Below are 25,684 nucleotides of genomic sequence, written 5' to 3' on the forward strand. Positions count from 1 at the left end.
GGACAGTCGGTGTCGGGGTCATAGACGACGTGCATCTTCATGCCGCGGATGCGGCCGTTCGACTTGGCCCAGGCGCAGGTCTTGCCGAGCGGGATAGGCGTGGAATCGATCAGCCGCAGCATGGCAGCGCCTTCACGGCGCGTGTGGCGGTCGAGCTGGCTGGCGATGGTCTCGAAGGTCTCGGCAAACACGCCGACTGGGCGGCGCCGGTTGGCATCCGACAGCGTCGAGCGGCGCAAAACGTCGCTGCCCAGGTGATAGTGATGCTGGCAGTTGGCGTTCCAGCCGGCCTCCAGGCCGCGCAAGCCCTCGGCGCCGCTCAACTGCGCGTAGATCAGCACCATCAGATGGTCCCAGCTGTGGAACGATTTGTCGTAGGCGTCGCCGTCATGGCTATCCACAGTCGCCTGGAAGCGGCGGCGATTGATCGGTTCAACCAGCTTGCCAAGAATGCTAGGCGTAAAGCGCATGCCCCGTCCCTTTCTGAGTCTCGACAACCAGAAGGTAGACGGAAAATCCCCGTCTTACGGGGCATGCACATGCGGCATTTCGATTCACCCAACACTTTCCCCGGACAGCCCTGCCCACGAGGGGGGAGATCAGATGTCGCGTCCGCCTTCGCCAATCGCCGACGTTGCAGGAATGGCGCCGTCGGCAAAGCTGCCAATCTCCCCCCTCGTGGGGGAGATGTCCGGCAGGACAGAGGGGGGCGCGAAGGATCGCTACGTTAGAGAGTAGCATCCTCGTCACCCCCGCTGGCCCTCCCTCCTGTCACCATCTGTCACCAAATTATACGCGTACGTCGATTTCGCGTTGACTCCCCGCCGCTTTCGTTTTACGACTGATGAAAATTGAAATTCGTCACTCATCAAAACGAAAGCGCTATGTCAGAAGCCGCCAACATCGTGGCAGACCCCGCCAGACAGGAGAATGTGACCCGCATTCTCGACTGCGCCGAGCGCCTGTTCCGCCACTATGGCTACGGTAAGACCAATGTTGCCGATATCGCTCGCGAGCTCGGCATGTCGCCCGCCAACATCTACCGCTTCTTTGCCTCCAAGGTCGAAATCCACCAGGCCGTCTGCGGCCGCATGCTCGGCGCCAGCTACAACATGGCCTATGAGATCATGCACCTCCCGATCAGCGCCGAGGAGCGACTGAGCCGCTATATTCATGCCCAGTACAAGATGACGCTCGAGACCATGCTGGACGAGCAGAAGGTGCATGAGATGGTCATCGTTGCGCTGGAGCGCGACTGGTCCGTCATCGACAAGCATGTCAACAGTATCCACGACCTGTTCGCCGAGGTGATCCGCGAGGGCATCGAGGCAGGCGAGTTCAGGCAGCAGAATCCTGAAACCGCCGCGCGCTGCTTCGGCGCCGCCACCGTCATTCTGTGCCACCCGCAGATGGTGGCGCAGTGCCTTGCCAAGACCAACCGGGCAATGCCCGACGAACTTATCGACTACGCCATCAGAGCCTTGAAATAGAAGCCGTCCGCCGCGTGCGGTCGACAGATCATCTCCAGTTCGGGAGTGCTAATAAAGTGTCTTTGCCCAGTTCCATCCTCCGCAGGCTGCCGGCCGCCGGCCTCCCCGCCATCGGCATCGTCGTCGCCGCGCTTGCCCTTGCCGGCTGCAGCCAGGAAAAGGCCGAGGTCGTTCAGGAAGTCGTCCGGCCGGTCAAGGTCGTCGAGATCGGCGAGGCGCGGACCACTCGCCAACTCGACTATTCCGGTTCGGTGCGCGCCCGCACCGAGATGAATCTCGGCTTTCGCATCGCCGGCAAGATCACCGAGCGTCTGGCCGATATCGGCCAGCATGTGAATGAAGGCGACGTGCTCGCCCGCGTCGACCCGTCCGACTACGAGCTGTCGGTGAAGAGCGCCCAGGCCAGCCTCGACGCCGCCGAACGCCAGGTCGAAACCGTCGATCTCGCCAGGAAGCGCGCCGAGCAGCTCTATGCCAAGAACTTCGCGCCGAAGTCGCAGCTCGATCAGGCGCGGCTGGCCTACGACCAGGCCGTGGCGACGCGCGATGCCGCCCGCTCGACGCTGGCCCAGGCGCAGAACCAGGTCCACTACACCGATCTCAAGGCCAGCCAGGCCGGCATCGTCACCGCCATCTCCGCCGATGTCGGCCAGGTGGTCGGCGCCGGCACGCCGGTCATGACGGTCGCGGTAGACGGCGAGAAGGAAGTTTCGATCGCGGTGCCGGAGATGGATATTGCAGGGTTCAAGCCCGGCAAGGAAGTCAAGGCGAGCTTCTGGTCGGACGAAGGGCTGACGCTTGACGGCAAGGTCCGCGAGGTCGCCGGCAGCGCCGATCCGCAGTCGCGTACCTTCGCCGTCCGGGTTTCGCTGCCCAACGATCCGCGCGTGCTGCTCGGCATGACGGCCAATGTCGAGGCAACCGTCGGCAGCAAGGCGCAGCTCGTGTCGATCCCGCTGACCGCGATGACCGAGAAGGACGGCAAGCAGATCGTCTGGACGGTCGACCGCGCCTCCGACACAGTCCATCCGCGCCCGATCAAGGTCGCCAACTTCACCGCCGACGGTGTCGCCGTGGCGGACGGCCTCAAACAGGGCGACGTCGTGGTGGCGGCCGGCACACAGTTCATGACCGAGAACCTGAAGGTCAAGCTTGCAAGCGACGTCCAGCAATCCGCCTCGGCGGAGGACGACGTCGCGACCACCAGCAGCCTGCACTGATGCTTGTCGCCCAAAAGTGCGAAGCGGTTTTGGGACAACGACATGCATCGGACTAAAAACTGAAGTCAGGCGTAACGAACGCCTTTCCCGCTCTCGCTGCTTGCGCCGCGAGCCGGGGAAAGCATGGGTTCCGGGCGGCGAACGCCCCGATCGTGAGATGCCGGCATGTTGGCTCCCCCGCAGCAGTGCCGCGTCAAGCGCGATTTTGCGAGTCTCTCTCCGCTTGAGGGGTCTCGCCGCCCGGAAGCCCACCGAACTGGAAGCGGCATGCCAAGCGGGCGTGCCTTGCCGATCAATTGGACTGGAAGTGTGCCATGACCACCAGCGACAGCAGCACTGAAAAGCGGCCCTTCAATCTTTCGCGTTGGGCGATCGGACATCCAAGCATCGCGCGCTTCCTGTTCGGGCTGATCATCCTTGCCGGCGCGCTCGGCCTGATGCGCATGGGCCAGAAGGAAGACCCGGACTTCACCTTCCGCGTCATGGTGGTGCAGGCGATCTGGCCCGGCGCCTCGATCCAGGACATGGAGGATCAGGTCGTCAACAAGATCGAGCGCAAGCTGCAGGAAACGCCGCATCTCGATTTCGTCCGTTCCTATACCCGCGCCGGCAGCGCCATCATCACCTTGCAGGTCAAGGGCGACACCAACACGGAGGAAGTGAAGGACGCCTTCTATCAGGTGCGCAAGAAGGTCGGCGATATCTCCAATGAATTGCCCCAGGGCCTGCTCGGCCCCTATTTCAACGACGAGTTCGGCGACACCTTCATCACGCTGCATTCGATCAGCGGCGACGGCTTCACCTATCCGGAGCTGAAGAAGTTCGCCATCCAGGCACGCGACATGCTGTTGACGACGCCGGGCGTCGAGAAGGCCGTCATCATCGGCGACCAGCCGGAGAAGATCTATATCGACGTCTCGTCAAAGGCGCTGGCCGAGCGCGGCCTGACCATCCTTGACCTGCAGAACGCCGTGAAAGGGCAGAACGCCGTGGATCCGGCGGGCTCGGTCGACACAGGCTTGCGCTCGGTGCGCATCTCGGTCGAGGGCGATGTCACCAAGGCCGCGGATATCCGCGAGCTGAGGCTGCGCTCGGGCAACCAGGTGACGCGCCTCGGCGACATCGCCACGGTCTCTTCCGGCCTCCAGGATCCTTACGACAACAAATACCTCTTCAACGGCCATCAGAGCGTCCAGCTCGGCGTCGTCATGGCCAAGGGTTTTAACGTCAGGGACGTCGGCACGGATGTCGAGGCGACCTATCAGCGCTTCGAGGCAGGGCTGCCCTACGGCGTGTCGGTCGATCAGATCTCCGACCAGCCCCAGGTCGTCAAAGACGCGGTGAGCGAATTCATGGAGGCGCTCGGCGAGGCGTTGCTGATCGTCCTTGCAGTCTCGCTGCTGTCGATCGGTTGGCGCTCGGGCCTGGTGATCGCCATCGCCATTCCGCTCGTCCTGGCCGCCACCTTCGCCATCATGTACGAGATCGGCATCGACCTGCAGCGCATCTCGCTCGGCGCGCTCATCATTGCGCTCGGTCTTTTGGTCGACGACGCCATGATCGTCGTCGAGATGATGGAGCGAAAGCTGGAGGAGGGGCTGGTCAAGATCGAGGCAGCAAGCTTCGCCTACACCTCGACCGCCTTCCCGATGCTGACCGGCACGCTGATCACCACGGCCGGCTTCATCCCGGTCGGCTTCGCCGCCTCCACCGCCGGCGAATATGTGCGCACGCTGTTCTATGTCGTCGGCATCGCGCTGGTCGTGTCGTGGTTCGTCGCGGTCTATTTCACGCCGTGGCTGGGCTACATGATCCTTAAGCAGCGCAAGCATGCCGGCACTCATCACGATGTCTTCGATACCGGCTTCTACCGCCGCCTGCGCGCCACTGTCACCTGGGCCGTGCGCCACCGCATCATCGTTCTGGTGATGACGCTGGTTACCTTCGCCACCAGCCTGTGGGCCTTTCAGTTCATCCCGCAGAATTTCTTCCCGCAATCCTCGCGCCCGGAAATCCTGGTCGACCTGTGGCTGCCGGAAGGCACCTCGATCAAGGATGTCGAAAACCAGGCCAGGTCGTTTGAGGGCAAGATGGCGGACGATCCGGACAAGCGCTTCATCGCCACCTATATCGGCGAAGGCGCACCACGCTTCTTCCTGCCGCTCGACCAGCAGCTCCGTAACCCGAATTTCGCCCAGCTGCTGGTGATGGCCAAGGATGAGCCGGCGCGCGAGCGGCTGATCGTCAAGATGCGCAAGATCCTGGCGCAGGACTTCCCCTCGATTCGCGCCAAGGTCGACCGCCTCTTCCTCGGTCCGCCGACCGGCTGGCCGGTGCAGATGCGCGTCATGGGCCCGGACCGCAAGGAGGTGCGCCGTATCGCCGACGAGGTGAAAGCGAGATTCCAGGCCAATCCGCTGCTCGGCGCCATCCACGACGACTGGCTGGAACCGGTGCCGGCGATGAAGCTGGTGATCGACCAGGATCGCGCCCGAGCCCTCGGGGTCACCTCGCAGCGCATCCGCCAGATGCTGCAGGCCACCATGTCCGGCGCGCCGCTCGACGACTTCCGCGACGGCGAGGAGACGGTCTCGATCGTCGCCCGCGAGCCGGAGGCGACCCGTCACCTGCTCTCTTCGGTCGACTCGGTCTATATCCCGACCGACTTCGGCGGCTCGGTGCCGCTGTCGCAAGTGGCCAAGGTCGTGCCGGTGATGGAGCAGGGCGTCGAATGGCGGCGCGACCGCCTGCCGACGATCAGCGTGCGCGCCACGCTGCCGGATGGGGTGCAGTCGAACGACGTCGTCACCAAGATGTACAACGACATGAAGGACCTGCGCGCCGGCCTCGCTCCCGGCTACAAGGTCGAGATCCAGGGCGGTGCCGAGGACTCGGCCGAAAGCCAGGCCTCGATCGCCGCCAAGGCGCCGATCATGCTCGCCGTCATCGTCGTGCTGCTGATGGTCCAGCTGCAGCATTTCGGCAAGTCGATGCTGGTGCTGGCCACCGGCCCGCTCGGCATCATCGGCGCCGCAGCGGCGCTGCTGATCAGCGGCGCGCCGTTCGGCTTCGTCGCCATCCTCGGCGTCATCGCGCTGCTCGGCATCATCATGCGCAACTCGATCATCCTGGTCGATCAGATAGACCAGGATATCGCTGCCGGCATGGAGCGATCGGAAGCAATCGTGGGTGCAGCCGTGCGCCGCTTCCGGCCGATCATGCTGACGGCGCTGACCGCTGTCCTGGCGCTGATCCCGATCTCGCGCGGCGTCTTCTGGGGGCCGCTGGCCTACGCCATGATGGGCGGCATCCTCGTTGCCACCGTGCTCACCATCCTGGTGCTGCCGGCCGGCTACGCCCTGTTCTTCGGCCGCGCGCCCAAGACGGTCAAGACCGACGAGCAGGCGCCCGAGCCGGAGAAGGTCGAAGGCATCGAAAGACCGCAGCTGGCCTTGGCTGCGGAATAGAAATAGAGGTGGCAACCTAGGATCATCCGCCATCGGCGAAAGTCGGTGGCGGATGATCCACATCAAAGATCCGCGGGGCTGCGGCAAGATTTCGGCAAAACAGAATTGCTTTTCAGCAACGCGGATGAAGGTTCGACGCTGCGCGAGAATCTCGGCCCGAAGCGTCCAGAAGATCGGCTCTTTGCAAGCGAGGCTGTCCGAAAGGCCGGTTTGATGCCGCGATCGAGACGATCGGCAAAAAAAGAACGGGCGCGCCGAGGCGCGCCCGTTCGTTTTCAGGCTGCCGTGTCAGATGACGAACACCCAGTTGGCGATCAGCATCACCGCCACGCCGGCGATCAGCGTCAGGTAAGGCAGCATGCCCGCCTTCTTGACCGAGAGGTCGGCTCCCGCCATGCCGAGGTCTGCCAGCATATGTTCGGGGAACTTGCCCTTGTCCTGGATGTAGTGGCGGAAGCAGAACACCGGGATGATCAAGGCAGCGGTGATCAGGCCGGCCCACAGCGCCATCGGGTTCCACACCTTGGCGCCGGCGCCCATGAAGATGGCGTTCACATAGGCGAAGATCGCGCCGATGCCGAGCAGCCAGGTCGGCGCCTTCCAGGGACGGTTTATATGGCCGTTGTCGATGCGATGGATCCAGCCCGCGTTGAGGTTGAGGAAGTTGAAGATGATGTAGCCGCAATTCGACACGGCGAGGATGAAGAAGAAGCTCGTCGCGTCGGCCGAGGCGATCGCCAGCACGATTAGGTTGAAGCAGAGGTCGGTCCACATCGCCCGCGTCGGCGCGCCATGCTCGTTGACGTGGCTGAGATAGCGCGGCAGCCAGCCATCGACCGAACCCTGGTAGAGGGTGCGCGAGGAGCCGGCCATCGCCGTCATGATGCAGAGCACCAGGGCCAGGATCATCAGCATGACCAGCAGGCTGTGGATGATCTTGCCGCCGCCGACCATGCCGGCCAGCGCGTCGGCGACGCCCGAGCCGTCGACGATCGGCGTCGCCAGCATGCCATTCAGGCCGAGCACGCCCTGGAAGGTGAAGGGCACCAGGATGAACAGCAGCATGCAGAGCAGGCCGGAATAGAAGATCGCCTTGAACGTGTCGGTGCCGGGGTTCTTGAACTCCGACGTGTAGCAGACGGCCGTCTCGAAGCCGTAGGTCGACCATGCCGCGATGAACATGCCGCCCAGCACCAGCGTCCAGCCGGCGATGTTCCACGAACCCGGGTCGGGCGCGTAGGCGGCCGCCAACGGCACCAGCGGCGAGAAGTTCGCCCAGTCGATCTGGCCGGTGAAGATCGGCACGACTCCGACGATCAGCATCGGGATGATGACCAGAAGGCCGATGTATTTCTGCACATTGGCCGTGCCGAGGATGCCGCGATGCTGGATCGCGAAGATGATCAGCATCAGCACCGCGCCGATGAAGAAGGTGGCGTTGAAGGTGAAGGACACTGGACCCAGCGTATGGCTGAACAGCGACCATGTGCGGATCGCGGGCGTGGCGGCAGCCGCCACCGCGGCGATGGCGTCGGCAGGCGCCGTTCCGGCATGCGCGGCGATGTAGGCGACGACTTCCGGCGATGTCTCGGTGAAGGCCGGGATCGGCGCCAGCGCGTTGAGGATATAGGCGGCGGCGATCGAGCAGCCTAGCGACAGCACCGGCGACCAGGCGAACCAGTTGCACCAAACCGATAGCGGCGCGATGAACTTGGAATAGCGCAGCCATGCCGTGGCGCCGTAGATCGAGGCACCGCCGGATTTGTTCGGGAACAGGCCGGCGATCTCGGCATAGGTGAAGGATTGCAGGAAACCCATGATCATGGACGCCGTCCAGATCAGGAAGGCCAGTGTTCCGGTCGTGCCGGCAATGCCGCCGATCGAGAACAGGACCAGCGCTGGAACGCCGCTTGCCACCCAGAAGGCGCCGCGCCAGTCGATATGCCTGAGCAGCTTGCTTTCGACAGGCTGCTCGAGGGCCGTGCTTATCGTGCTCATATCTTGTGTCTTCCCCTTTTTGTTGTTCCCCGCCAGCGATGCTTCGGCTCTTGCGAAGCTTGCTCCCCGGCAAATCGGCGTCGGCCTGTCGTGTTTCCACTCAGTCGTATTTTTTTCTTAAGAGTGAAGATTGATCCGGCGCGCTTTCGCGTCAAGCGTTTTGTGGATGTCATGCACATCGCACTTGCGAAACATGCTCTTCCCTTCTCCCCTTTGTGGGAGAAGGTGGATCGGCGCGTAGCGCCGAGACGGATGAGGGGTGTTCCAGCGAAGTGAGCGGCTGGTGTCTTCTGGAACACCCCTCATCCGACCGAACTTCGCTCGGCCACCTACTCCCACAACGGAAGGATACAAGGGTTGCCGCTATCAGGAACGTGGCTTGGTTTTCTGCGGATCGTAATGGGCGAAGGCGACGACCCGCGCCGGCAGCCGCTTGGCGTGGCCGTCGAGCTTGCCGATCTCGACCTCCGTTCCGGTCTCGGCGTGAGCGACGTCGAGCCGTGCCAGCGCGATATTCTTGCCGAGCACCGGCGAGCGCATGCCGGAGGTGACGACGCCGATCTGGGCGCGGCCGACATGGACGCAGTCGCCGTGACCGACGGCGACATTGGCATCGATGTCGAGGCCGACGAGCTTGTGTTGCGGATGCTCCTTGCGCCGGATCAGCGCGTCGCGGCCGATGAAGTCGTCGGCCTTGGTCTTGAGCGGCACGGTGAAGCCGATGCCGGCCTCGAACGGATCGGTCTGGTCGGAGAATTCGTAGCCGGCGAAGATCAGTCCCGCCTCGATGCGCACCATGTCGAGCGCCTGCAGGCCCATCGGCTTCAGCCCGTGCGGCTGGCCGGCCTCCCAGACGGTGTCGAACACTTTTTCGGCGTCGCGCGGATGGCACCAGATCTCGTAACCGAGCTCGCCCGTATAGCCGGTGCGCGAGACCACGACCGGCACGCCATTGCCGCCGCCGATGCGCGCGACGGCGAAGCGAAACCATTCGAGCTCGCCGATCGAGGGCTGCACCGGCGAGGTCCAGACGACTTCGTTCAAGATGTCGCGACTCTTCGGGCCCTGCACGGCGATGTTGTGCATCTGGTCGGTCGAGGAGCGCACGAGCACGTTGAGGCCGATCTTCTTTGCGGTCTCGCGCAGCCACTCGCCGGAAAGATCGTCGCCGCCGACCCAGCGGAAATTGTCCTTGCCGAGCCTGAGCAACGTCCCGTCGTCGATCATTCCGCCATGCTCATAGCACATCGCCGTGTAGACGACCTGGCCGACCCCGAGCTTCTTGACATCGCGGGTCAGCGTGTATTGCAGCAGCGCTTCGGCATCCGGACCGGTGACCTCGAATTTGCGCAGCGGCGACAGGTCCATGATCACCGCGGCCTGCCGGCAGGCCCAGTATTCGGCGATGGGGCCTTCCTTGGCGAAGGAATTGGCGAGCCAATAGCCGCGATATTCGACGAAGTCGCGCGTGTGCTTGGCAAAGCTCGAATGAAAGGCTGTCTCGCGGGTCATTTTCGGTTCCGAGTCGGGCTTCATGCGTCTGGCGATCGCTCGCGAGAATTTGTGCTGGCCTGAATAGGCGCGCACATGGATATCGGTGAGATCCCAGCCATTGGCGGGCGTGGTGTCGTCCGGGCAGGCCGAGGAGACGCAGACGATGTCGGTCAGGGCGCGCAGGAGCACATAGTCGCCCGGCCGCGACCACGGCTCGTCCGACACCATCACGCCATGCGCGTCGATCGCCGTGTTGAAGAAGAAGTTGATCGCCATCCAGCCGGGGCGGGGCGTCACACCCTTGTCCGAGAGCGCCTTGTTGAAATTCTCCGAGCAATTTGTGTGTCCGGGATAGCCGATGTCGTCGTAATATTTGGCGGCGCAGGCGAGTGCGAAGGCGTCGTGCCGGCCGCAAGTGTCCTGCACCACCTCGACCAGCGGCTCCATGTCCTGGTCGTAATATTTCGAATGCAAGCCGGGCATCGGATAGGCCGAACCCATCAGCGTGCGGGTCGTCGTCACGTCGAGCGGCAGGTCGCGCCCCTTGTCCAGCTTGCGCGCGGAAAAACACTGGAAGTCGGTGCATTGCCGGCCATCGACATCGATGATCTGCAGATAGTCGCCGGCCTTGACGAAATAGGCCTCGGCGGTCGCCGACCTCACCCGAAGATCAAGTACGGGATCGGCAAGCGGATCGGGAAGCTGCGACCTGTTCTTCAGACGGATCGTGGCGCGCCGCACCAGGACGGTCAGCGGCGTCGCGGTGTTGTGGCCGTCGACCAGCATCGGCCCGCCAGGCGCCGCGATCAGCAGCGCGCCCCCGCGCTGGATGGCAAAGCTCTGCTCCGTGCCGGCGGGCGTGGCGCCGCCGAACACACGCACGGCCTTCGGCTGATCGAGCTGCACGTTGCGGCGCTCAAGGCTGAGACGCAGCGCTGACAGGCTGTCGTCGCCCTCGGCAAGCAGCGCCTTGATGCCGGCGGCGTTGCTGTTCGACCGCTCGCTGAAAATGCCGGGATCCGTCGCGCCTGATTTGTCCCAGGCCAGCAGCTCGCAAGGCTGGCCGCCTTCGACATTGCTCACGCTGACGCTGTCGCCGGCCTCGACATCGATCAGCGCGGCGCCATTGCCCTGGACGGTATACCGCTCCATCCCCGGCGGCAGGCTGATCTGGCCGGGCCTAAGGATCAGGCTCGGCTTGGGCGGTCCGGACAGGACGGCGGGGTAGGGCGACTGGCTCATCTAAAACCCTCCTCCGAGCGAGAAACAAGTTTGCCTGTGTGTAAAATTATTTTCGCTGAGAGAATAGCAGGGGGAATACGTTTGGCAAGCACCGGCTTCCCTTCTCCCCTTGTGGGAGAAGGTGGCCGCGAAGCGGCCGGATGAGGGGTGCTCCAGGGAAAGCCAGCGTCTCACTCCGCTGGAACACCCCTCATCCGTCTCGGCGCTATCGCGCCGATCCACCTTCTCCCACAAGGGGAGAAGGGGAGTCGCGCATCGCTATGCCACGTCTTCCGAATGGCCGATCGTCACGCCGTACTCGGCGGCGGAGTCGAGGATGGTGTGCCAGAGGCTCTCGGCGAAGGTTGCAAACACCAGGAGATTGAACACAGCTTGGTCATCGTGATCACCACCTCGCCACAGCGTGACACTGGTGTGATCCATCGACGTCGCGGCCGCCGCGCCCACGCCGAAAACATCGGGATGCAGGTCGATCGACGACAGCTTCGCAAGCATCGCGCGCGCCTTCTCTCCGGATATGCCGATCAGCGCTCGCGCATGCGACTGTTCGGAAAGCGAGGCCGAACCCACGAAGACCGGCGCAAGCGCTTCGATCGTATGCTTGCCGCCTTTGGACAGCACCAGGAATTGGTCCGGTCCCGACCAGATCAGCGTCGCGTCGGCAGTATCGACCGCCTTGGGCGTTTCCGGCGCGGCGATGCCGAAGCGTGCCTGCGCGGCCTTCGCCATCTCGCCGGCCTTGCCGCGCCGCGCCATCACCTGGACGAGATCGAAATTGTGGATATCGGTCAGCGACACGCCGGCGTCGCCTTGCGCGCCATAAGAGCCGGCGACCAGCGCGCGGTCGAGCGGGCTGCGAACCTCCCAGGAAAAATCAGCCACGCTGGCGCCCTCCATCCGGATCGTAGAAGACGGAATTACAGAGCTCGACATCGTAGTCCTCGCCGCGCAGCGGGTCGTGTGCGCGCACGATCTCGCCGATGCGCTCGCGGCCGCGCTCGACGAGGCCCAGCCCGATCCACTGGTCGAGCACCGGCGAGAAACAGACCGAGGTGACATAGCCCTGGTCGTTGTCGGGGCCTGGGGTCTCGCCCTTTGGAATGATGTGCGCGCCGGAACGCAGGCGGCGCGCCTTGTCGGTCGGCTTGATGCCGACGACCACCTGCCGGTTCGGCGCGACGAGCGCCTCGCGGCCGGCCATGACGCGGCCGATGAAATCCTTCTTGGTCGACATCATCTTGCCGAGGCCGAGATCGCTCGCCGTGGTGGTGCCGTTGAGTTCCGGCCCGGCGACATGGCCTTTTTCGATGCGCATCACGCCCAGCGCCTCGGTGCCGTAAGGCGTCACCCCGAACGGTTTTCCCGCAATCATCAGATTGCGCGCCATGGCCTCGCCATAGCGCGCCGGCACGGAAATCTCGAACGCCATCTCGCCGGAGAAGGAGATGCGGAACAGCCTAGCCTTCAGGCCGCCGCGCAGCTTGACCTCGCGCGCGCCCATAAACGGAAAGCCTTCGTTCGACAGATCCTCGGCCGGATCGACGACCTCCTTCAAGAGATCGCGGGTCCTCGGACCGGCGATCGAGAACTGCGCCCATTGGTCGGAGACCGAGGTCAGCTGCACGTCGAGCTCGGGGAACAGAACCTGGCGGCAGAATTCCAGGTGCTGCATCACCAGTCCGGCCTTCGCCGTCGTGGTGGTGAGGAAATAATGGTCGTCGGCGAGCCGCGAGGTCGTGCCGTCGTCATAGACGATGCCGTCCTCGCGCAGCATCAGCCCGTAGCGCGCCTTGCCGATGGCGAGGCTGGAGAAGGCGTTGATGTAGACGCGGTCGAGGAAGGCGCCTGCGTCGGGCCCGTGCACGTCGATCTTGCCGAGCGTCGAGACGTCGCAGAAGCCGACGCCGCCGCGCACCGCCTTGACCTCGCGGGTCACCGATTCCAGCCAGTCCTTCTCGCCCGCGCGTGGATACCATTGCGCGCGCTTCCACAGCCCGGTGTCGACGAAGACGGCGCCCTGTTCGGCCGCCCAGTGATGCGAGGGCGTCAGCCGCGTCGCATGGAAATTCTCGTCGCGATGGTGGCCGGCAAAGGCGCCGATGGCGACCGGCACGTAAGGCGGCCGGTAGATCGTCGTGCCGGTCTCCGGGATCGACTTGCCACTGACCGCCGCCATGATGGCGAGGCCGGCGACATTCGACGTCTTGCCCTGGTCGGTCGCCATGCCGAGCGTGGTGTAGCGCTTCAGGTGCTCGACCGATTGAAAACCCTCGCGCTGCGCCAGCTCGACATCGGAAGCGGTGACGTCGTGCTGCTGGTCGACAAAGGCCTTGCCCTTGCCGGCGACGTGCCAGAGCGGAGTGATCGAAAACGCCTCGTCGTCGGCGACCGGCATCGATCCGATGTTGCCGCTGCGGCCGGCATCGCGGGCCGCGGCAGCGCCGGCTTCAAACCCCTCGCGCAGACAGGCGCCAAGCCCGAAGGCGCCGTTGGCCGCGCCGGCCGCCACCATGCCGGGCGGCGCGCCATCCGGCACGAAGGCGGCAATGTCGTCGCGCCATTTCGGCCTGCCGCGGTGGTAAGAGGTGAGGCCGACCGCGGGGTTCCAGCCGCCAGAGACGGCGAGCCCGTCCGCCTCGACCTCGGCGCGCGCGCCGCCGGTCAGCGAGACGGAAATCTTGCGCACCCCACCCTTGCCGCCGTCGACGCCAGCGACGGCGCCGTGCAGCACCGGAAAGCCGCCTTTGCTTGCAAGCGAGCGGAGGGCCGGCGAAACGTCCGGCCGCGCGTCGATCACCGCCGCAACCTGCAGTCCGGCCGCGATCGCCGTTTCGGCGGTGCGCCAGCCGTCCTCATTGTTGGTGAACAGCGCAATGCGCTTGGACGGCGTGGCTGCGTAGCGGTTGATGTAGCTGCGCATGGCCGATGCCATCATCACGCCCGGCGTGTCGTTGCTGGCAAAGACGATCGGGCGTTCGATCGCGCCGGCCGCGACGACGCAGCGCTTGGCCACGATCCGCCATAGCCGCTGGCGCACCTGATGCTCGGGCGGCACCGGCAGATGGTCGTTGACACGCTCGATCGCGCCATAGGTGCCGCCGTCATAGACACCGAACAAAGTCGTGCGCGTCATGATGCGCACATCCGGCATCGCCGAAAGCTCGGCGACCGCGCGCGCAACCCATTCGGCGGCCGGCAATCCGTCGATCATGCCGCTATCGGCAAGCAGGCGCCCGCCGAGGACGAAATCCTCCTCGCACAGGATAACGCGCGCGCCGGAGCGCGCGGCAGCAAGGGCCGCCGCCAAGCCGGCCGGCCCAGAGCCCGCGATCACCACATCGCAATGTGCCCAGGCCTTGTCATAATGGTCGGGATCGGAAACCTGGGCGGCGCGGCCAAGGCCCGCGGCGCGCCGGATCGCCGGCTCATAGACTGCTTCCCAGAACTTCGCCGGCCACATGAAGGTCTTGTAGTAGAAGCCGGCGACGAAGATCGGTGCGAACAGCTGGTTGACCGACATGACGTCGAAACCGAGCGACGGCCAGCGGTTCTGGCTGGCGGCTTCGAGCCCTTCATAGAGCTCGGCGGTCGTCGCCTTGGTGTTCGGCTCGCGCCTTGCGCCGCTGCGCAGCTCGACCAGCGCGTTGGGCTCTTCGGAGCCAGCCGTCAGGATACCGCGAGGACGATGATATTTGAACGAGCGGCCGACGAGCTTGACGCCATTGGCGACCAGCGCGGAAGCCAGCGTGTCGCCCTTGAAGCCGGAGAAGATCTTGCCGTCGAAGCGGAAGTTGAGCGCGGTCGAGCGGTCGATGAGACCGCCATTGTTCAGCCGGTTTGCCTGATCGCCGCGCATCACACACCAACCTTGGCGCCGCCTGCGCCCGCCGCCGGCTCGACGGCCGAAATCTCATGCGTCAGCGTGTTGCGCGTGACCTTCAGCCAGGCCCGGCAGCCGCCGCCATGGTACCAGTGCTCGCTCATCGGGCCGGCGATGTTGTCGCGTAGATAGACGTAGTCGTAGACCGCGTCTTCGCCGGCATCACCCGCCGGCCGTTGCGGCTTGGCGTCGCCGAGATAGGTGAACTCGCCGAGTTCGCGTTCGCCGCAGAAGGGACAGACTATGCGCATGGCTGGGTCTTCAATGCATGATGCCAAAAAGTGTGAAGCGGTTTTTGGATAACATCATGCTCTATCCCTAATGCAGGTTCGGTTGGGCGCCCTGGCCCTTCTCGTCGATCATGGCGCCGCGCTGGAAGCGGTCGAGGCGGAAGAATGCTGCTTCCTTGTGCGATTGATCGCGGGCGATGAGATGGGCGAAGACGAAGCCGGAGCCGGGCGTCGCCTTGAAGCCGCCATAGCACCAGCCGGCATTGATGTAGAGGCCGTCCACCGGGCTCTTGTCGATGATCGGCGAGCCGTCCATCGACATGTCCATGATGCCGCCCCACTGGCGTAAGAGCCGCACGCGGCCGATCATCGGGATCAGCGCCATGCCGCCCTCGCAGACATCCTCCACGACCGGCAGATTGCCGCGCTGGGCATAGGAATTGTAGCCGTCGATATCGCCGCCGAAGACCAGCCCGCCCTTGTCCGACTGGCTGACATAGAAATGTCCGGCGCCGAAGGTCATGACCCCGGGGATCAGCGGCTTGATCGCTTCGGAGACGAAGGCCTGCAACACATGGCTTTCGATCGGCAGGCGCAGCCCCGCCATGGCCGCCACGCGTGACGAGGAGCCCGCCACCGCCATGCCGACCTTGCCGGCGCCGATCTTGCCGCGCGATGTCTCGACGCTGGTCACCTTGCCGTTGGCGTCGCGCGTGAAGCCGGTAACCTCGCAATTCTGGATGATGTCGACGCCGAGCTCGCTCGCCGCATGGGCATAACCCCACACCACGGCATCATGCCGCGCCGTGCCGCCGCGGCGTTGCAGCAGTCCGCCTTGCACGGGGAAGCGCGCATTGTCGAAATTCAGGAACGGCAGCATTTTCCTGAGCGCCGTCTGGTCGAGCAGTTCCGCATCGATGCCGTTGATGCGCATGGTGTTACCGCGCCGGGCGAAAGCATCGCGCTGCGCGTCGGAGTGATAGAGGTTGAGCACGCCGCGCTGGCTGACCATCGCGTTGTAGTTGAGGTCCTGCTCCATCCGCTCCCACAGCTTCATCGACAATTCGTAGAAACCGGTGTTGCCGGGCAGGCCGTAGTTGGAGCGGATGATGGTGGTGTTGCGGCCGGCATTGCCGGAGCCGATCCAGCCCTTTTCCAGCACCGCGACATTGCGGATGCCGAACTCGCTGGCCAGGAACCAGGCGGTGGCGAGTCCGTGGCCGCCGCCGCCGATGATGATCACGTCATAGCGGTCCTTGGGCGCTGCGTCGCGCCAGGTCGGCTGCCAGTTCTTGTGGCCGGAAAGGGCGGCGCGGGCGAGCGAGAAGATCGAATATTTCATCAGTTCATTCCGAGGTCGCTCGCACCGCTAGAGCATGATGCCGAAAAGTGTGAAGCGGTTTTCGGACGACATCATGCTCCATTACAGGACGGTCAGATATCCAGCGTGTGGTCGCGCTCCCACTGCGTGAAGTGCGAAGCATAGGAATTCCATTCCTGCTGCTTCAGCTTTAGATATGCCGACGAGAATTCCTCACCCAGCGCCGCCTTGAGCGATTTGTCCTTGTCGAACTCGCGCAGCGCGTCGAGCAGGTTGAGCGGCAGTTTCGGCGCATCCGTCACGGTATGCCCGAGCTGGTACATGTCGATGTCGTAGCGCTTGCCGGGGTCGGCCTTCGAGCGGATGCCGTCGAGGCCGGCAGCGATGATGACGGCCTGCAGGAGGTAGGGATTGGCGGCGCCGTCCGGCAGGCGCAATTCGAAGCGGCCGGGTCCCGGCACGCGCACCATGTGCGTGCGGTTGTTGCCGGTCCAGGTGACCGTGTTTGGCGCCCAGGTGGCGCCCGAAATGGTGCGCGGCGCGTTGATGCGCTTGTAGGAATTGACCGTCGGATTGGTGATCGCGGCAAGCGCCGAGGCATGCTTCATGATGCCGCCGAGGAAGTTCCTGCCCTTGGCGGACAGGCCGAGTTCTTCCGAATTGTCGGCAAAGACGTTGGTCTTGCCTGTCTCGTCCCACACCGAGATATGCGCATGGCAGCCATTGCCGGTCAGGCCTTGGAAGGGCTTGGGCATGAACGTCGCGCGCAGGCCGTGCTTCTCGGCGATCGACTTGACCATGAACTTGAAGAAGGAGTGCTTGTCGGCGGTCGCCAGCGCGTGATCGAACGTCCAGTTCATCTCGAACTGGCCGTTAGCGTCCTCGTGGTCGTTCTGGTACGGGCCCCAGCCCAACGCCAGCATGTGGTCGCAGATCTCGGCGATGACGTCGTAGCGCCGCATCACCGCCTGCTGGTCGTAGCAGGGTTTCGAGGCTGTATCGTATTCGTCGGAGATCGCCTTGCCATCGGGCGAGATCAGGAAGAACTCGGCCTCGACGCCCGTCTTGACATGCATGCCGTCGCGGGCGGCTTCGTCGATCAGCCGCTTCAGCGTGTTGCGCGGCGCCTGGTTAACCTCCTTGTCCTCCATGATGCAGTTGGCGGCTACCCAGGCGACGTCCTTCTTCCATGGCAGTTGGATGACCGAAGCCGGATCCGGCACCGCCAGCATGTCGGGATGCGCCGGCGTCAGGTCGAGCCATGTCGCGAAGCCGGCAAATCCTGCACCGTCCTTCTGCATGTCGGCGATCGCCTGCGCCGGCACCAGCTTGGCACGCTGCCCGCTGAACAGGTCGGTGTAGGAGATCATGAAATATTTGACGCCGTTCTCCTTGGCGAATGCGGCGAGATCGTTCCCCATTATGTAGTTCCTCGCTTATGTGTCTTGGAAGTTTGTCCTAGAAGCCGTTCTTTCCCGGTATCCAGTTGGTGCCGGCCAAAGGCACGCCGGCCATGGCGGCGGCTTCGATCGAGAGCGCGACGAGATCCTCGGGCTCGAGATTATGCAGGCTGTTCTTGCCGCAGGCGCGTGCGATGGTCTGGGCTTCCAGCGTCATCACCTTGAGGTAGTTCGCGAGCCGCCGCCCGGCCGCGATCGGGTCGACCCGCTTCATCAGCTCGGGGTCCTGCGTGGTGATGCCGGCGGGGTCGCGGCCCTCGTGCCAGTCGTCATAGGCGCCGGCCGTTGTGCCGAGCGCACTGTACTCCGCCTCCCAGCGGGGATCGTTGTCGCCCAGCGCGACCAGTGCCGCCGTGCCGATCGAGACCGCGTCGACGCCCAGCGCCAGCGCCTTGGCGACATCGGCGCCGTTGCGGATGCCGCCCGAGACGATGAGCTGCACCTTGCGGTGCATGCCGAGGTCCTGCAGCGCCTGCACCGCCGGCCGGATGCAGGCAAGCGTCGGCTGGCCGACATTCTCGATGAACACTTCCTGCGTGGCGGCCGTGCCGCCCTGCATGCCGTCGACCACCACGACATCGGCGCCGGCCTTCACCGCGAGCGCGGTGTCGTAATAGGGCCGCGCCCCGCCGACCTTGACGTAGATAGGCTTTTCCCAGTCGGTGATCTCGCGCAGCTCGAGGATCTTGATCTCGAGATCGTCCGGCCCCGTCCAGTCGGGATGGCGCGAGGCCGAGCGCTGGTCGATGCCCTTGGGCAGCGTGCGCATCTCGGCGACGCGGTCGGAGATCTTCTGGCCAAGCAGCATGCCGCCGCCGCCCGGCTTGGCGCCTTGGCCGACGACCACTTCGATGGCGTCGGCGCGCCGTAGGTCGCGCGGATTCATGCCGTAGCGCGAGGGCAGGTACTGGTAGACCAGCGCCTTGGAATGCCCGCGTTCTTCCTCGGTCATGCCGCCGTCACCGGTGGTGGTCGAGGTGCCGGAAAGCGTGGCGCCGCGCCCCAAGGCTTCCTTGGCCGGCCCGGAGAGCGATCCAAAACTCATGCCGGCGATGGTGATCGGGATCTTCAGCTCGATCGGCTTCCTGGCGTGGCGCGAGCCGAGCACCACCGAGGTGTCGCAGCGCTCGCGATAGCCTTCGAGCGGATAGCGCGAGATCGAAGCGCCGAGGAAAAGCAAGTCGTCGAAATGCGGCAGCTTGCGCTTGGCGCCGGCGCCGCGGATGTCATAGATGCCGGTCGCAGCCGCGCGGCGGATTTCGGAAAGCGTGTAGTCGTCGAAGGTTGCGGATTTGCGCGGCGTCGTCGGCGGGTTACGGTAGGTCATCTTGCCTCAATACGCGTCGGCGTTGTCGATATTGAAATTGTAGAGTGTGCGGGCCGAGCCGTAGCGCTTGAACTCCGACGCCTTGACGTCGGTGACGCCGGCCTTGTCGAGCAGGGCCTGCAGCAATTCGACGTGCTCGGGCCGCATCTCCTTGGCAATGCAGTCGGCGCCGAGGCTTTCCACCTTGCCGCGCACGAAAAGCCGCGCCTCATAGATGGAATCGCCCAGCGCGTCGCCGGCGTCGCCCAGCACCACGAGGTTGCCGGACTGCGCCATAAAGGCCGACATGTGGCCGATATTGCCGTGCACGACGATGTCGATGCCTTTCATCGAAATGCCGCAGCGCGACGAGGCATTGCCCTCGATGACCAGCAAGCCGCCGCGGCCGGTGGCGCCGGCATACTGGCTCGCGTCGCCCTTGATGACGATCGAGCCCGACATCATGTTCTCGCCGACGCCGGGGCCGGCCGAGCCGTGCACGGTGACGGCCGCGCCGTCATTCATGCCGGCGCAGTAATAGCCGACGCTGCCGCGCACATCGATACTGACCGGCTGATCGACGCCGACCGCCACCGAATGGCTGCCCTTGGGGTTGAGCACTTCCCAGGCGGTCTCGTTCGAGCCGGGCGTGAGCTTGTGCAGCGCCTGGTTCAATTCGCGCAGCGAATGCACGGACAGGTCAAAGACGCGTGATGCCTGACTGTGGGCATGGCCTTGCTCGCGCTCGGCCTTCGACATTGGGGTTGCCGGCATCAGCTCAATGCTCCCAGAAATAAACGGTTGCGGGCTCGGGCTCCCAGACCCGCGCATTATCGATGCCGGGAAGCTTGGTCAGCGCGCGATATTCGGAGCCGAAGGCGACATACTGGTCGGTCTCGGCCATCACGGCCGGCTTGCAGGCGATCGGATCGCGCACCACGCCGAAGCCGTTCTTGGTGCCGACGACGAAGGTGAAGAAGCCGTCGAGGTCGGAAAGCGTGCCTTCCAGCGCCTCGCCGAGATTCTTGCCATGCGCCATCCGGTTGGAGAGATAGGCAGCCGCCACCTCGGTGTCGTTCTCGGTCTCGAAGGTCATGCCGTCGCGGATCAGCTCGCGCCGTACATTGTTGTGGTTGGAGAGCGAGCCGTTGTGCACCAGGCACTGGTCGGCGCCGGTCGAGAAAGGATGCGCGCCCATCGTCGTCACCGCCGATTCCGTCGCCATGCGGGTGTGGCCGATCCCATGCGTGCCGGTCATCGCGCGAACGCCGAAGCGGTCGACGACGGCTTCGGGCAGGCCGACTTCCTTGTAGATCTCCACCGCCTCGCCGGCGCCCATGATGCGGATGTCGGGCCGGAGCGTCTGCAGTGCCTCGCGCGCGGCGTCGACCTTGTCCGGCGTGGTCCGGATCACCGCATGCGTCGATTTCACGGCGACGCTGACCGGCGCGCCGATTGCCTTGGCGAGCTCGACGTCGAGGCCGCGGAAATCGCGATCAGGCTTCGGCGACTGCACGGTGATCTTGGCTTCATTGCCGGTGGCCGCGCCATAGATGGCGATGCCGGCACTGTCCGGGCCGCGGTCGCTGAGCGACACCAGCATCTCCGACAGCATGGCGCCGAGCTTCGGCTCCAGCGCCTTGTCCTTCAAGAAAAGTCCGACGATTCCGCACATGCCAGCCTCCGACGTTTTTTGGCTCTCAGATGATGTACCCAATGAGTAAGCCGAATTCAATGGTATGAAAGAAATTTTCCTGTCGTTATATATTCGGCGGTGCATCCCCTTCGGCACTATCGCCGCCCGGACGCGCCTTGTGAACCCGGATCGCATGGCGGATGCGCGCGATCCTATAGGCGTCGAGGATCGAGAGGGCATAGATCAGGAAGCCGCCGGCGTGGCGGCCGATGAAGCCGGCGTCGACCGGCGCCAGCTTGGTGGTTATCCAGCCAAGGATCGCCATGAAGAACAGGAATTGCAGTCCGCGCGCCGGCACGCCGAGCATGACATGGCCGCTTGCCGGCAAGACGATCGCGGCGCCGAGCACGAGATAGGGATTCGCGGGAGCAGGGGTGGCGGTTTCGTCGCTCATGCGGCCCGCCTTTCGCGCCGGTTGATGGCTTGACGAAGCGTCGAGGCTGCCTCGAGCAGCCGTCCGATCAAGGCCGGATCGATCCCGGCATCGCCGAACGCCGCCTGCCGGAACACACCGTAGCGAGCGCGCTCGGCCTCGGCCAGCAGCCAGACGATGCGCACGCCCTTCGGCGTGATCAGCAATTCCTTGGCGCGGCTTTCGGCAAAGATGTCTGTATGCGCGGCGATCAGATCCTGCGGGAAGGCGACACCTCTGCGGTCCGTCCTGAGCACCGCGTCGGCGGGAAGGCCGAGCACCTTCGGCAGCGTGTGCGGCAGATGGTCGAAATTGGAGAATGTCGTCGCCGAATTCGGCCGCATCATCATGTCGAACGTGCCCGGCACCGCGACCGGCTCGGTGATCGAAACGCTGAGCCAGCGCGTCGGCAGCTTTCGCGTCGCCAGCGTGTCGACGATGGTCCGCACCTGGACGCGCTGACCCTTCCATGAACCGGCCCAGGTAACGACGCCGGCCGTGCCGTCGGAAATGTCGGAGGCGTCCGCAACGACGCTGCGGACGCTCGCCATATCGGCGGCCAGGGCCGCCTTCGCCCTGTTGCGGCCGGCACGCGCCAGCCAGGCAATGTGGGCGGCGACGGCCAATGCGATCGCTCCGGTAAGCAATACTGACGTCAGCTCGGACATTTCGATACGCCACGGCCCGCCATCGAACGGCGGGCCCTTACTCCACTCAATAACCCTGCGGCTTCGGCCACGGCATGGAGAACTGGTCGCCGCGCCGCACGAACTTGTAGCGGTAGAAGTGGAACCATAGCGAGATCAGGAAATAGAAGACGGTCATCGCGATCAGCTGCGAGCCGAAGCCGAGGAAGATGGCGAAGAAAGTCACCATGCACAGGCAGAACAGCACGATCGCCGGCAATGGGTGGAAGGGGTGCGTGTAGCCGCGGCGGATCGAACCCAGCGGCCACTTCTTGCGGAACATCATGATGTTGATGCTCATGAAGGTGTATTGCAGCACGCCCGACAGGATCGAGAAGGTGATCGCCTGGTTGAGATCGGCGATGAAGGCGAAGGCCAGCGCGATCGGCAGCAGGAACAGGATCGAGCGATAGGGCGTGCGATACTTCGGATGCACCGCCGAGAACCAGCTCGGCAGATAGCGGTCGCGGCCGAGCGAGAACCAGGCGCGCGCCGCGTCGTTGATGCAGCCATTGGCCGACGCGAGCGCTGCCAGCAGCGTCGCGATGAAGAGCAGGTTCTCCAGAAGCGGGCTGCCCGTCAGCTTGCCGGCGTCCCACAGCGGATAGTAGGTGATGCCGAGATATTCCCAGGGCATCAGCGAGGCGCAGACATACCAGGTCATCGCCGCGGCGATCAAAAGCGTGATCATGCCGGCCATGGTGCCGTAAGGCAGCGAGCGCGCCGGCGAGCGTACTTCCTCGGCGGCCTGGGTCGTGCCCTCGATGCCGAGATAATACCAGATGCCGAACTGGAAGGCGGCAATGACGCCGATCCAGCCATAGGGCAGCGCATTGGCGGGGGTGACCAGCTCGTTGAGCTTCAGCACCGCGCCTTGCGTCCACGGGCTGACGGAGAAGAACAGGATGACGATCGAGACATAGGCGATCGCGGTGATGACGAAGTTGACGTTGAGCGTCATCAGCACGCCGCGATAGTTGAGCCAGGCGAGCACGACGATGGTGGCGGCGATGAAGGAGTTGTGCGTCAGCCCCTCGACGCCGGCCTTGGCGACGATCGTGTCGCCGAGCAGGATCGCGTCCGACACTTCCAGCATGGTGTAGGCGAACACCAGGAACAGCGCCACGTTGAAGGCCATCAGCGGCCCGACGATATGCTTGGCTTGCGCATATTGGCCGCCGGCGGCGGCGACGGTGGACGTCACCTCCGAATCGATCATGGCGACCGAGGTGTAGAGCAGTCCGACGACCCAGCAGACGATCAGCGCGGCGAGCGCGCCGCCCTTGTCGGCGGAGAAATTCCAGCCGGTGAACTCGCCGACCAGCACGATGCCGACGCCCAGCGCCCACACATGCGCCGGGCCGAGCACCCGAAGCAGCGAGACCCTGTCGCCGTGGATTGTCGTCGTTTGTGCCGTTTCAACCGCAGCCGTCATGTCAGTCCCCACTCAGATCCGGTGTTTTTCGGAAACGGCTTCAAGCTCGCCTTCACGGGAAGACGTCAAAGTCTCCTCGGAATAGGTCGTATCGACCTTGAACCAGTCGTAGAGCATCCACGCCGCAAGCACGACCGAGATGCCCCAGCAAACGTAAGACAGTCCCATCCACATGATGTCTTCCCCGGTCTCTTTGTCGTCGAAGTCTCTTTGTCGTCGAAGTTTATTTGTCGTCGAACTTCTCGTTGATGACCTCACGATATTCCTTGTCGGAGGCGCGGAACAGGAAGACGAAATAGGCGATCAGCACGATCGCCATGATGATCAGCGTCGGCCAGTCGATGATGTAATGGAAGCGGTTCTGGATGATGTCGTGCGCCGTCTCCGGCGTGTAGCCCAGCTTCTCCCAGATCGACGCCATGGTCGCGTTCTGGCCGAGTGCGTCCCACGTCTTGGCATCGAGCGGGTCGATCGACTTCGCCGCCCCGGCAAAGCCGAGTTTCAGCGGCAACCAGAGCGCCACGAAGATTGCGACCACCACGACCGCGATGTCGAGGATCTGTCCGGCCTTGCTCTGCTCCGGCGGGGTATAGCGAGCCATGGTTTCTCCCTTCACGATTGGCGGTTGCGGGCGGCGTCGGCGTTCTTGATGTCGAGCCCGTAGATGAAGTCCTTGTCTTCCTTGTAGTGGTTGAGCATGGCGAGGATCGCGGCGGTGTTGAAGATCAGCACCGCGGCGGCTGCAACCGCCACCACGAGCTTGATGCCGCTATGCGGAATGTATGGCCACGTCATCAGGAGGACGAAGAGGATCGTTGCCCACAGGCATACGATCAGGAGCACGGACCCACGCACGTCGGAACGGTACAGCGCTTCGATGCGCTGCTGCATGTCGGACATCGGTTTTCCCCTTCTGGCGACGTCCGGCCACACAACCGACCGGGCGTCCACTCTTTCAACAGAGTGAAATTTTTTTCATAAATTCCGCTCGATTCCCGAAATTGTCAAGCCGGATTTACGCATCGTAAACCGTTTGTCATCGGGCAAGAAATTTGCCTGACAATGAAATTATTTGCTTCAAGGGGATTGCAGGGCTTCGCCGTTTGCGGTCAATATTCGACCAAGCTCCGCCACCAAGCAGGAGCAGGGAACAGCAACGACTTAAATCGCACGGAGGACGATCGGATGACGGCATCCTGGAGATTCTCGACCCTGGCGGATCGCCATCGCGCGCTCGGCTCGAAACTCGAGGACTGGAGCGGCATGGGCACCGCCTGGACCTACGACAAGGACGCCGACGAGGAATATATCGCCATCCGCACCAAGGCCGGGCTGATGGACGTCTCCGGCCTGAAGAAGGTCCACATCACCGGGCCGCATGCCTCGCATCTGATCGACCTCGCCACGACGCGCGACGTGGAAAAGATCTATCCCGGCAAGTCGGCCTACGCCTGCATGCTGAACGAGGCCGGCAAATTCACCGACGACTGCATCCTCTACCGCATCAGCCCGAACTCGTGGATGGTCGTGCACGGCTCCGGCACCGGCCATGAGGAGCTGCAGCGGGCGGCGATGGGCCGCGATGTCTCGCTGCGCTTCGATGACAATCTGCACGACCTGTCGCTGCAAGGCCCGACCGCGGTTGACTATCTGGCCAAGCATGTGCCGGGCATCCGCGACCTCAACTATTTTCATCATATGCAGACGCAGCTCTTCGGCTTTCCGGTGATGATCTCGCGCACCGGCTACACCGGCGAGCGCGGCTACGAGATCTTCTGTCGCGGCCAGGATGCCGGCACGATCTGGGACAGGATCCTCGAGGAGGGCAAGAGCGCCGGCATCATTCCCTGCCGCTTCACCACGCTCGACATGCTGCGCGTCGAGAGCTATCTGCTCTTCTACCCTTACGACAATTCCCAAAAGTATCCGTTCGAGAACGAAGGCCCCGGCGACACGCTGTGGGAGCTCGGCCTCGACTTCACCGTCAGCCCCGGCAAGACCGGCTTCCGCGGCGCCGAGGAGCATTATCGGCTGAAGGGCAAAGAGCGCTTCAAGATCTATGGCGTGCTGCTCGATGGCAAGCAGCCGGCGGACGAGGGCGCGCCCGTCTACCGCGACGGCAGACAAGTCGGCGTGGTGACCTGCGCCATGTATTCGCCGCTGGTCGAGAAATCGATGGGCATCGCGCGCCTCGATGTCGACTGCGCGGTCAAGGACACCAAGCTCGAGATTCGCAACCGGAGCGGCTCGATCAAGGCGACGGCGCAACCGCTGCCGTTCGACGATCCCAAAAAGACCAAGCGCACCGCCAAGGGTTGAGGCATCATCGCGGGAGGGGGCTCGAGGT

Annotated in this window: 21 protein-coding genes; 4 read left to right on the forward strand and 17 right to left on the reverse strand. The window is 64.1% G+C overall.

Going from position 1 to position 25,684, the window contains the following annotated elements; all coding sequences use genetic code 11:
• On the reverse strand, positions 1 to 470 hold a 470-nt coding region (locus FJ419_RS14430; RefSeq protein WP_140693703.1), incomplete at its 3' end, for a DUF4372 domain-containing protein.
• Positions 471 to 884: 414 nt separating this feature from the next.
• On the opposite strand from FJ419_RS14430, the gene FJ419_RS14435 reads away from it, so the two are divergent.
• The 3 genes from FJ419_RS14435 (at position 885) to FJ419_RS14445 (ending at position 6,177) form a co-directional block, all read left to right on the forward strand.
• A complete protein-coding gene (locus tag FJ419_RS14435) occupies positions 885 to 1,490 on the forward strand; it encodes a TetR family transcriptional regulator (RefSeq protein WP_140693708.1) in 606 nt (201 codons plus the stop codon).
• 56 nt (positions 1,491 to 1,546) lie between these two features.
• Entirely contained in the window at positions 1,547 to 2,710 is a 1,164-nt protein-coding gene (locus tag FJ419_RS14440; RefSeq protein ID WP_140693713.1) for an efflux RND transporter periplasmic adaptor subunit, read from the forward strand.
• Between the two features lie 314 nt (positions 2,711 to 3,024).
• Positions 3,025 to 6,177 (forward strand): efflux RND transporter permease subunit, encoded by a 3,153-nt coding sequence (locus FJ419_RS14445; RefSeq protein ID WP_140693718.1) that lies wholly within the window; start codon positions 3,025 to 3,027, stop codon positions 6,175 to 6,177.
• Positions 6,178 to 6,465: 288 nt separating this feature from the next.
• Here the strand turns inward: FJ419_RS14445 and FJ419_RS14450 are convergent, their stop codons facing one another.
• From FJ419_RS14450 to FJ419_RS14525, 16 genes are all read right to left on the reverse strand, one after another.
• The gene (locus FJ419_RS14450; protein WP_140693723.1) at positions 6,466 to 8,175 is read right to left on the reverse strand and encodes an APC family permease; all 1,710 of its coding nucleotides are present in this window, start codon (positions 8,173 to 8,175) and stop codon (positions 6,466 to 6,468) included.
• Positions 8,176 to 8,541: 366 nt separating this feature from the next.
• A complete protein-coding gene (locus FJ419_RS14455) occupies positions 8,542 to 10,911 on the reverse strand; it encodes an aminomethyltransferase family protein (RefSeq protein ID WP_140693728.1) in 2,370 nt (789 codons plus the stop codon).
• Positions 10,912 to 11,169: 258 nt separating this feature from the next.
• A complete protein-coding gene (locus tag FJ419_RS14460) occupies positions 11,170 to 11,793 on the reverse strand; it encodes a sarcosine oxidase subunit gamma family protein (protein WP_140693733.1) in 624 nt (207 codons plus the stop codon).
• Entirely contained in the window at positions 11,786 to 14,767 is a 2,982-nt protein-coding gene (locus FJ419_RS14465) for a sarcosine oxidase subunit alpha (RefSeq protein WP_140693737.1), read from the reverse strand. Before FJ419_RS14465 ends, FJ419_RS14460 begins: the two co-directional genes overlap by 8 nt.
• Positions 14,767 to 15,042, reverse strand: coding sequence for a sarcosine oxidase subunit delta (locus tag FJ419_RS14470; RefSeq protein WP_140693742.1), 276 nt, complete (start codon positions 15,040 to 15,042; stop codon positions 14,767 to 14,769). The genes FJ419_RS14465 and FJ419_RS14470 overlap by 1 nt, the downstream gene beginning before the upstream one ends.
• A gap of 67 nt (positions 15,043 to 15,109) precedes the next feature.
• Complete coding sequence (locus FJ419_RS14475) at positions 15,110 to 16,363, reverse strand: sarcosine oxidase subunit beta family protein (protein ID WP_140693746.1); 1,254 nt, start codon at positions 16,361 to 16,363, stop codon at positions 15,110 to 15,112.
• Between the two features lie 92 nt (positions 16,364 to 16,455).
• Positions 16,456 to 17,763, reverse strand: a complete 1,308-nt coding sequence (gene glnT, locus FJ419_RS14480) for a type III glutamate--ammonia ligase (protein ID WP_140544192.1) — start codon at positions 17,761 to 17,763, stop codon at positions 16,456 to 16,458.
• A 37-nt stretch (positions 17,764 to 17,800) separates the two neighbouring features.
• A complete protein-coding gene (locus tag FJ419_RS14485) occupies positions 17,801 to 19,129 on the reverse strand; it encodes an FMN-binding glutamate synthase family protein (RefSeq protein WP_140693750.1) in 1,329 nt (442 codons plus the stop codon).
• A 6-nt stretch (positions 19,130 to 19,135) separates the two neighbouring features.
• Entirely contained in the window at positions 19,136 to 19,882 is a 747-nt protein-coding gene (locus FJ419_RS14490) for a GXGXG domain-containing protein (protein ID WP_140693755.1), read from the reverse strand.
• Between the two features lie 4 nt (positions 19,883 to 19,886).
• Positions 19,887 to 20,783 carry a glutamine amidotransferase family protein gene (locus FJ419_RS14495; RefSeq protein WP_140634665.1) on the reverse strand — a complete coding sequence of 299 codons (897 nt, stop codon included), beginning with the start codon at positions 20,781 to 20,783 and terminating at the stop codon, positions 19,887 to 19,889.
• A gap of 85 nt (positions 20,784 to 20,868) precedes the next feature.
• On the reverse strand, positions 20,869 to 21,198 hold the full coding sequence (locus tag FJ419_RS14500; protein WP_140693758.1) for a hypothetical protein: 330 nt from the start codon (positions 21,196 to 21,198) through the stop codon (positions 20,869 to 20,871).
• Positions 21,195 to 21,884 (reverse strand): hypothetical protein, encoded by a 690-nt coding sequence (locus tag FJ419_RS14505; protein WP_181170696.1) that lies wholly within the window; start codon positions 21,882 to 21,884, stop codon positions 21,195 to 21,197. Before FJ419_RS14505 ends, FJ419_RS14500 begins: the two co-directional genes overlap by 4 nt.
• Positions 21,885 to 21,930: 46 nt before the next feature.
• Entirely contained in the window at positions 21,931 to 23,337 is a 1,407-nt protein-coding gene (locus tag FJ419_RS14510) for an APC family permease (protein ID WP_140693763.1), read from the reverse strand.
• Between the two features lie 12 nt (positions 23,338 to 23,349).
• Positions 23,350 to 23,511 carry a hypothetical protein gene (locus FJ419_RS14515; protein ID WP_095768770.1) on the reverse strand — a complete coding sequence of 54 codons (162 nt, stop codon included), beginning with the start codon at positions 23,509 to 23,511 and terminating at the stop codon, positions 23,350 to 23,352.
• A 49-nt stretch (positions 23,512 to 23,560) separates the two neighbouring features.
• Positions 23,561 to 23,938, reverse strand: a complete 378-nt coding sequence (locus FJ419_RS14520) for a hypothetical protein (RefSeq protein WP_095768769.1) — start codon at positions 23,936 to 23,938, stop codon at positions 23,561 to 23,563.
• 11 nt (positions 23,939 to 23,949) lie between these two features.
• Positions 23,950 to 24,237, reverse strand: a complete 288-nt coding sequence (locus FJ419_RS14525; RefSeq protein ID WP_095768768.1) for a hypothetical protein — start codon at positions 24,235 to 24,237, stop codon at positions 23,950 to 23,952.
• A 285-nt stretch (positions 24,238 to 24,522) separates the two neighbouring features.
• Here FJ419_RS14525 and FJ419_RS14530 point away from each other — a divergent pair, with 285 nt between their 5' ends.
• A complete protein-coding gene (locus FJ419_RS14530; RefSeq protein ID WP_140693768.1) occupies positions 24,523 to 25,656 on the forward strand; it encodes an aminomethyltransferase family protein in 1,134 nt (377 codons plus the stop codon).
• Positions 25,657 to 25,684: the final 28 nt, after the last annotated feature.

The sequence above is a fragment of the Mesorhizobium sp. B2-6-2 genome (assembly GCF_006440615.1).
GTDB lineage: Bacteria > Pseudomonadota > Alphaproteobacteria > Rhizobiales > Rhizobiaceae > Mesorhizobium.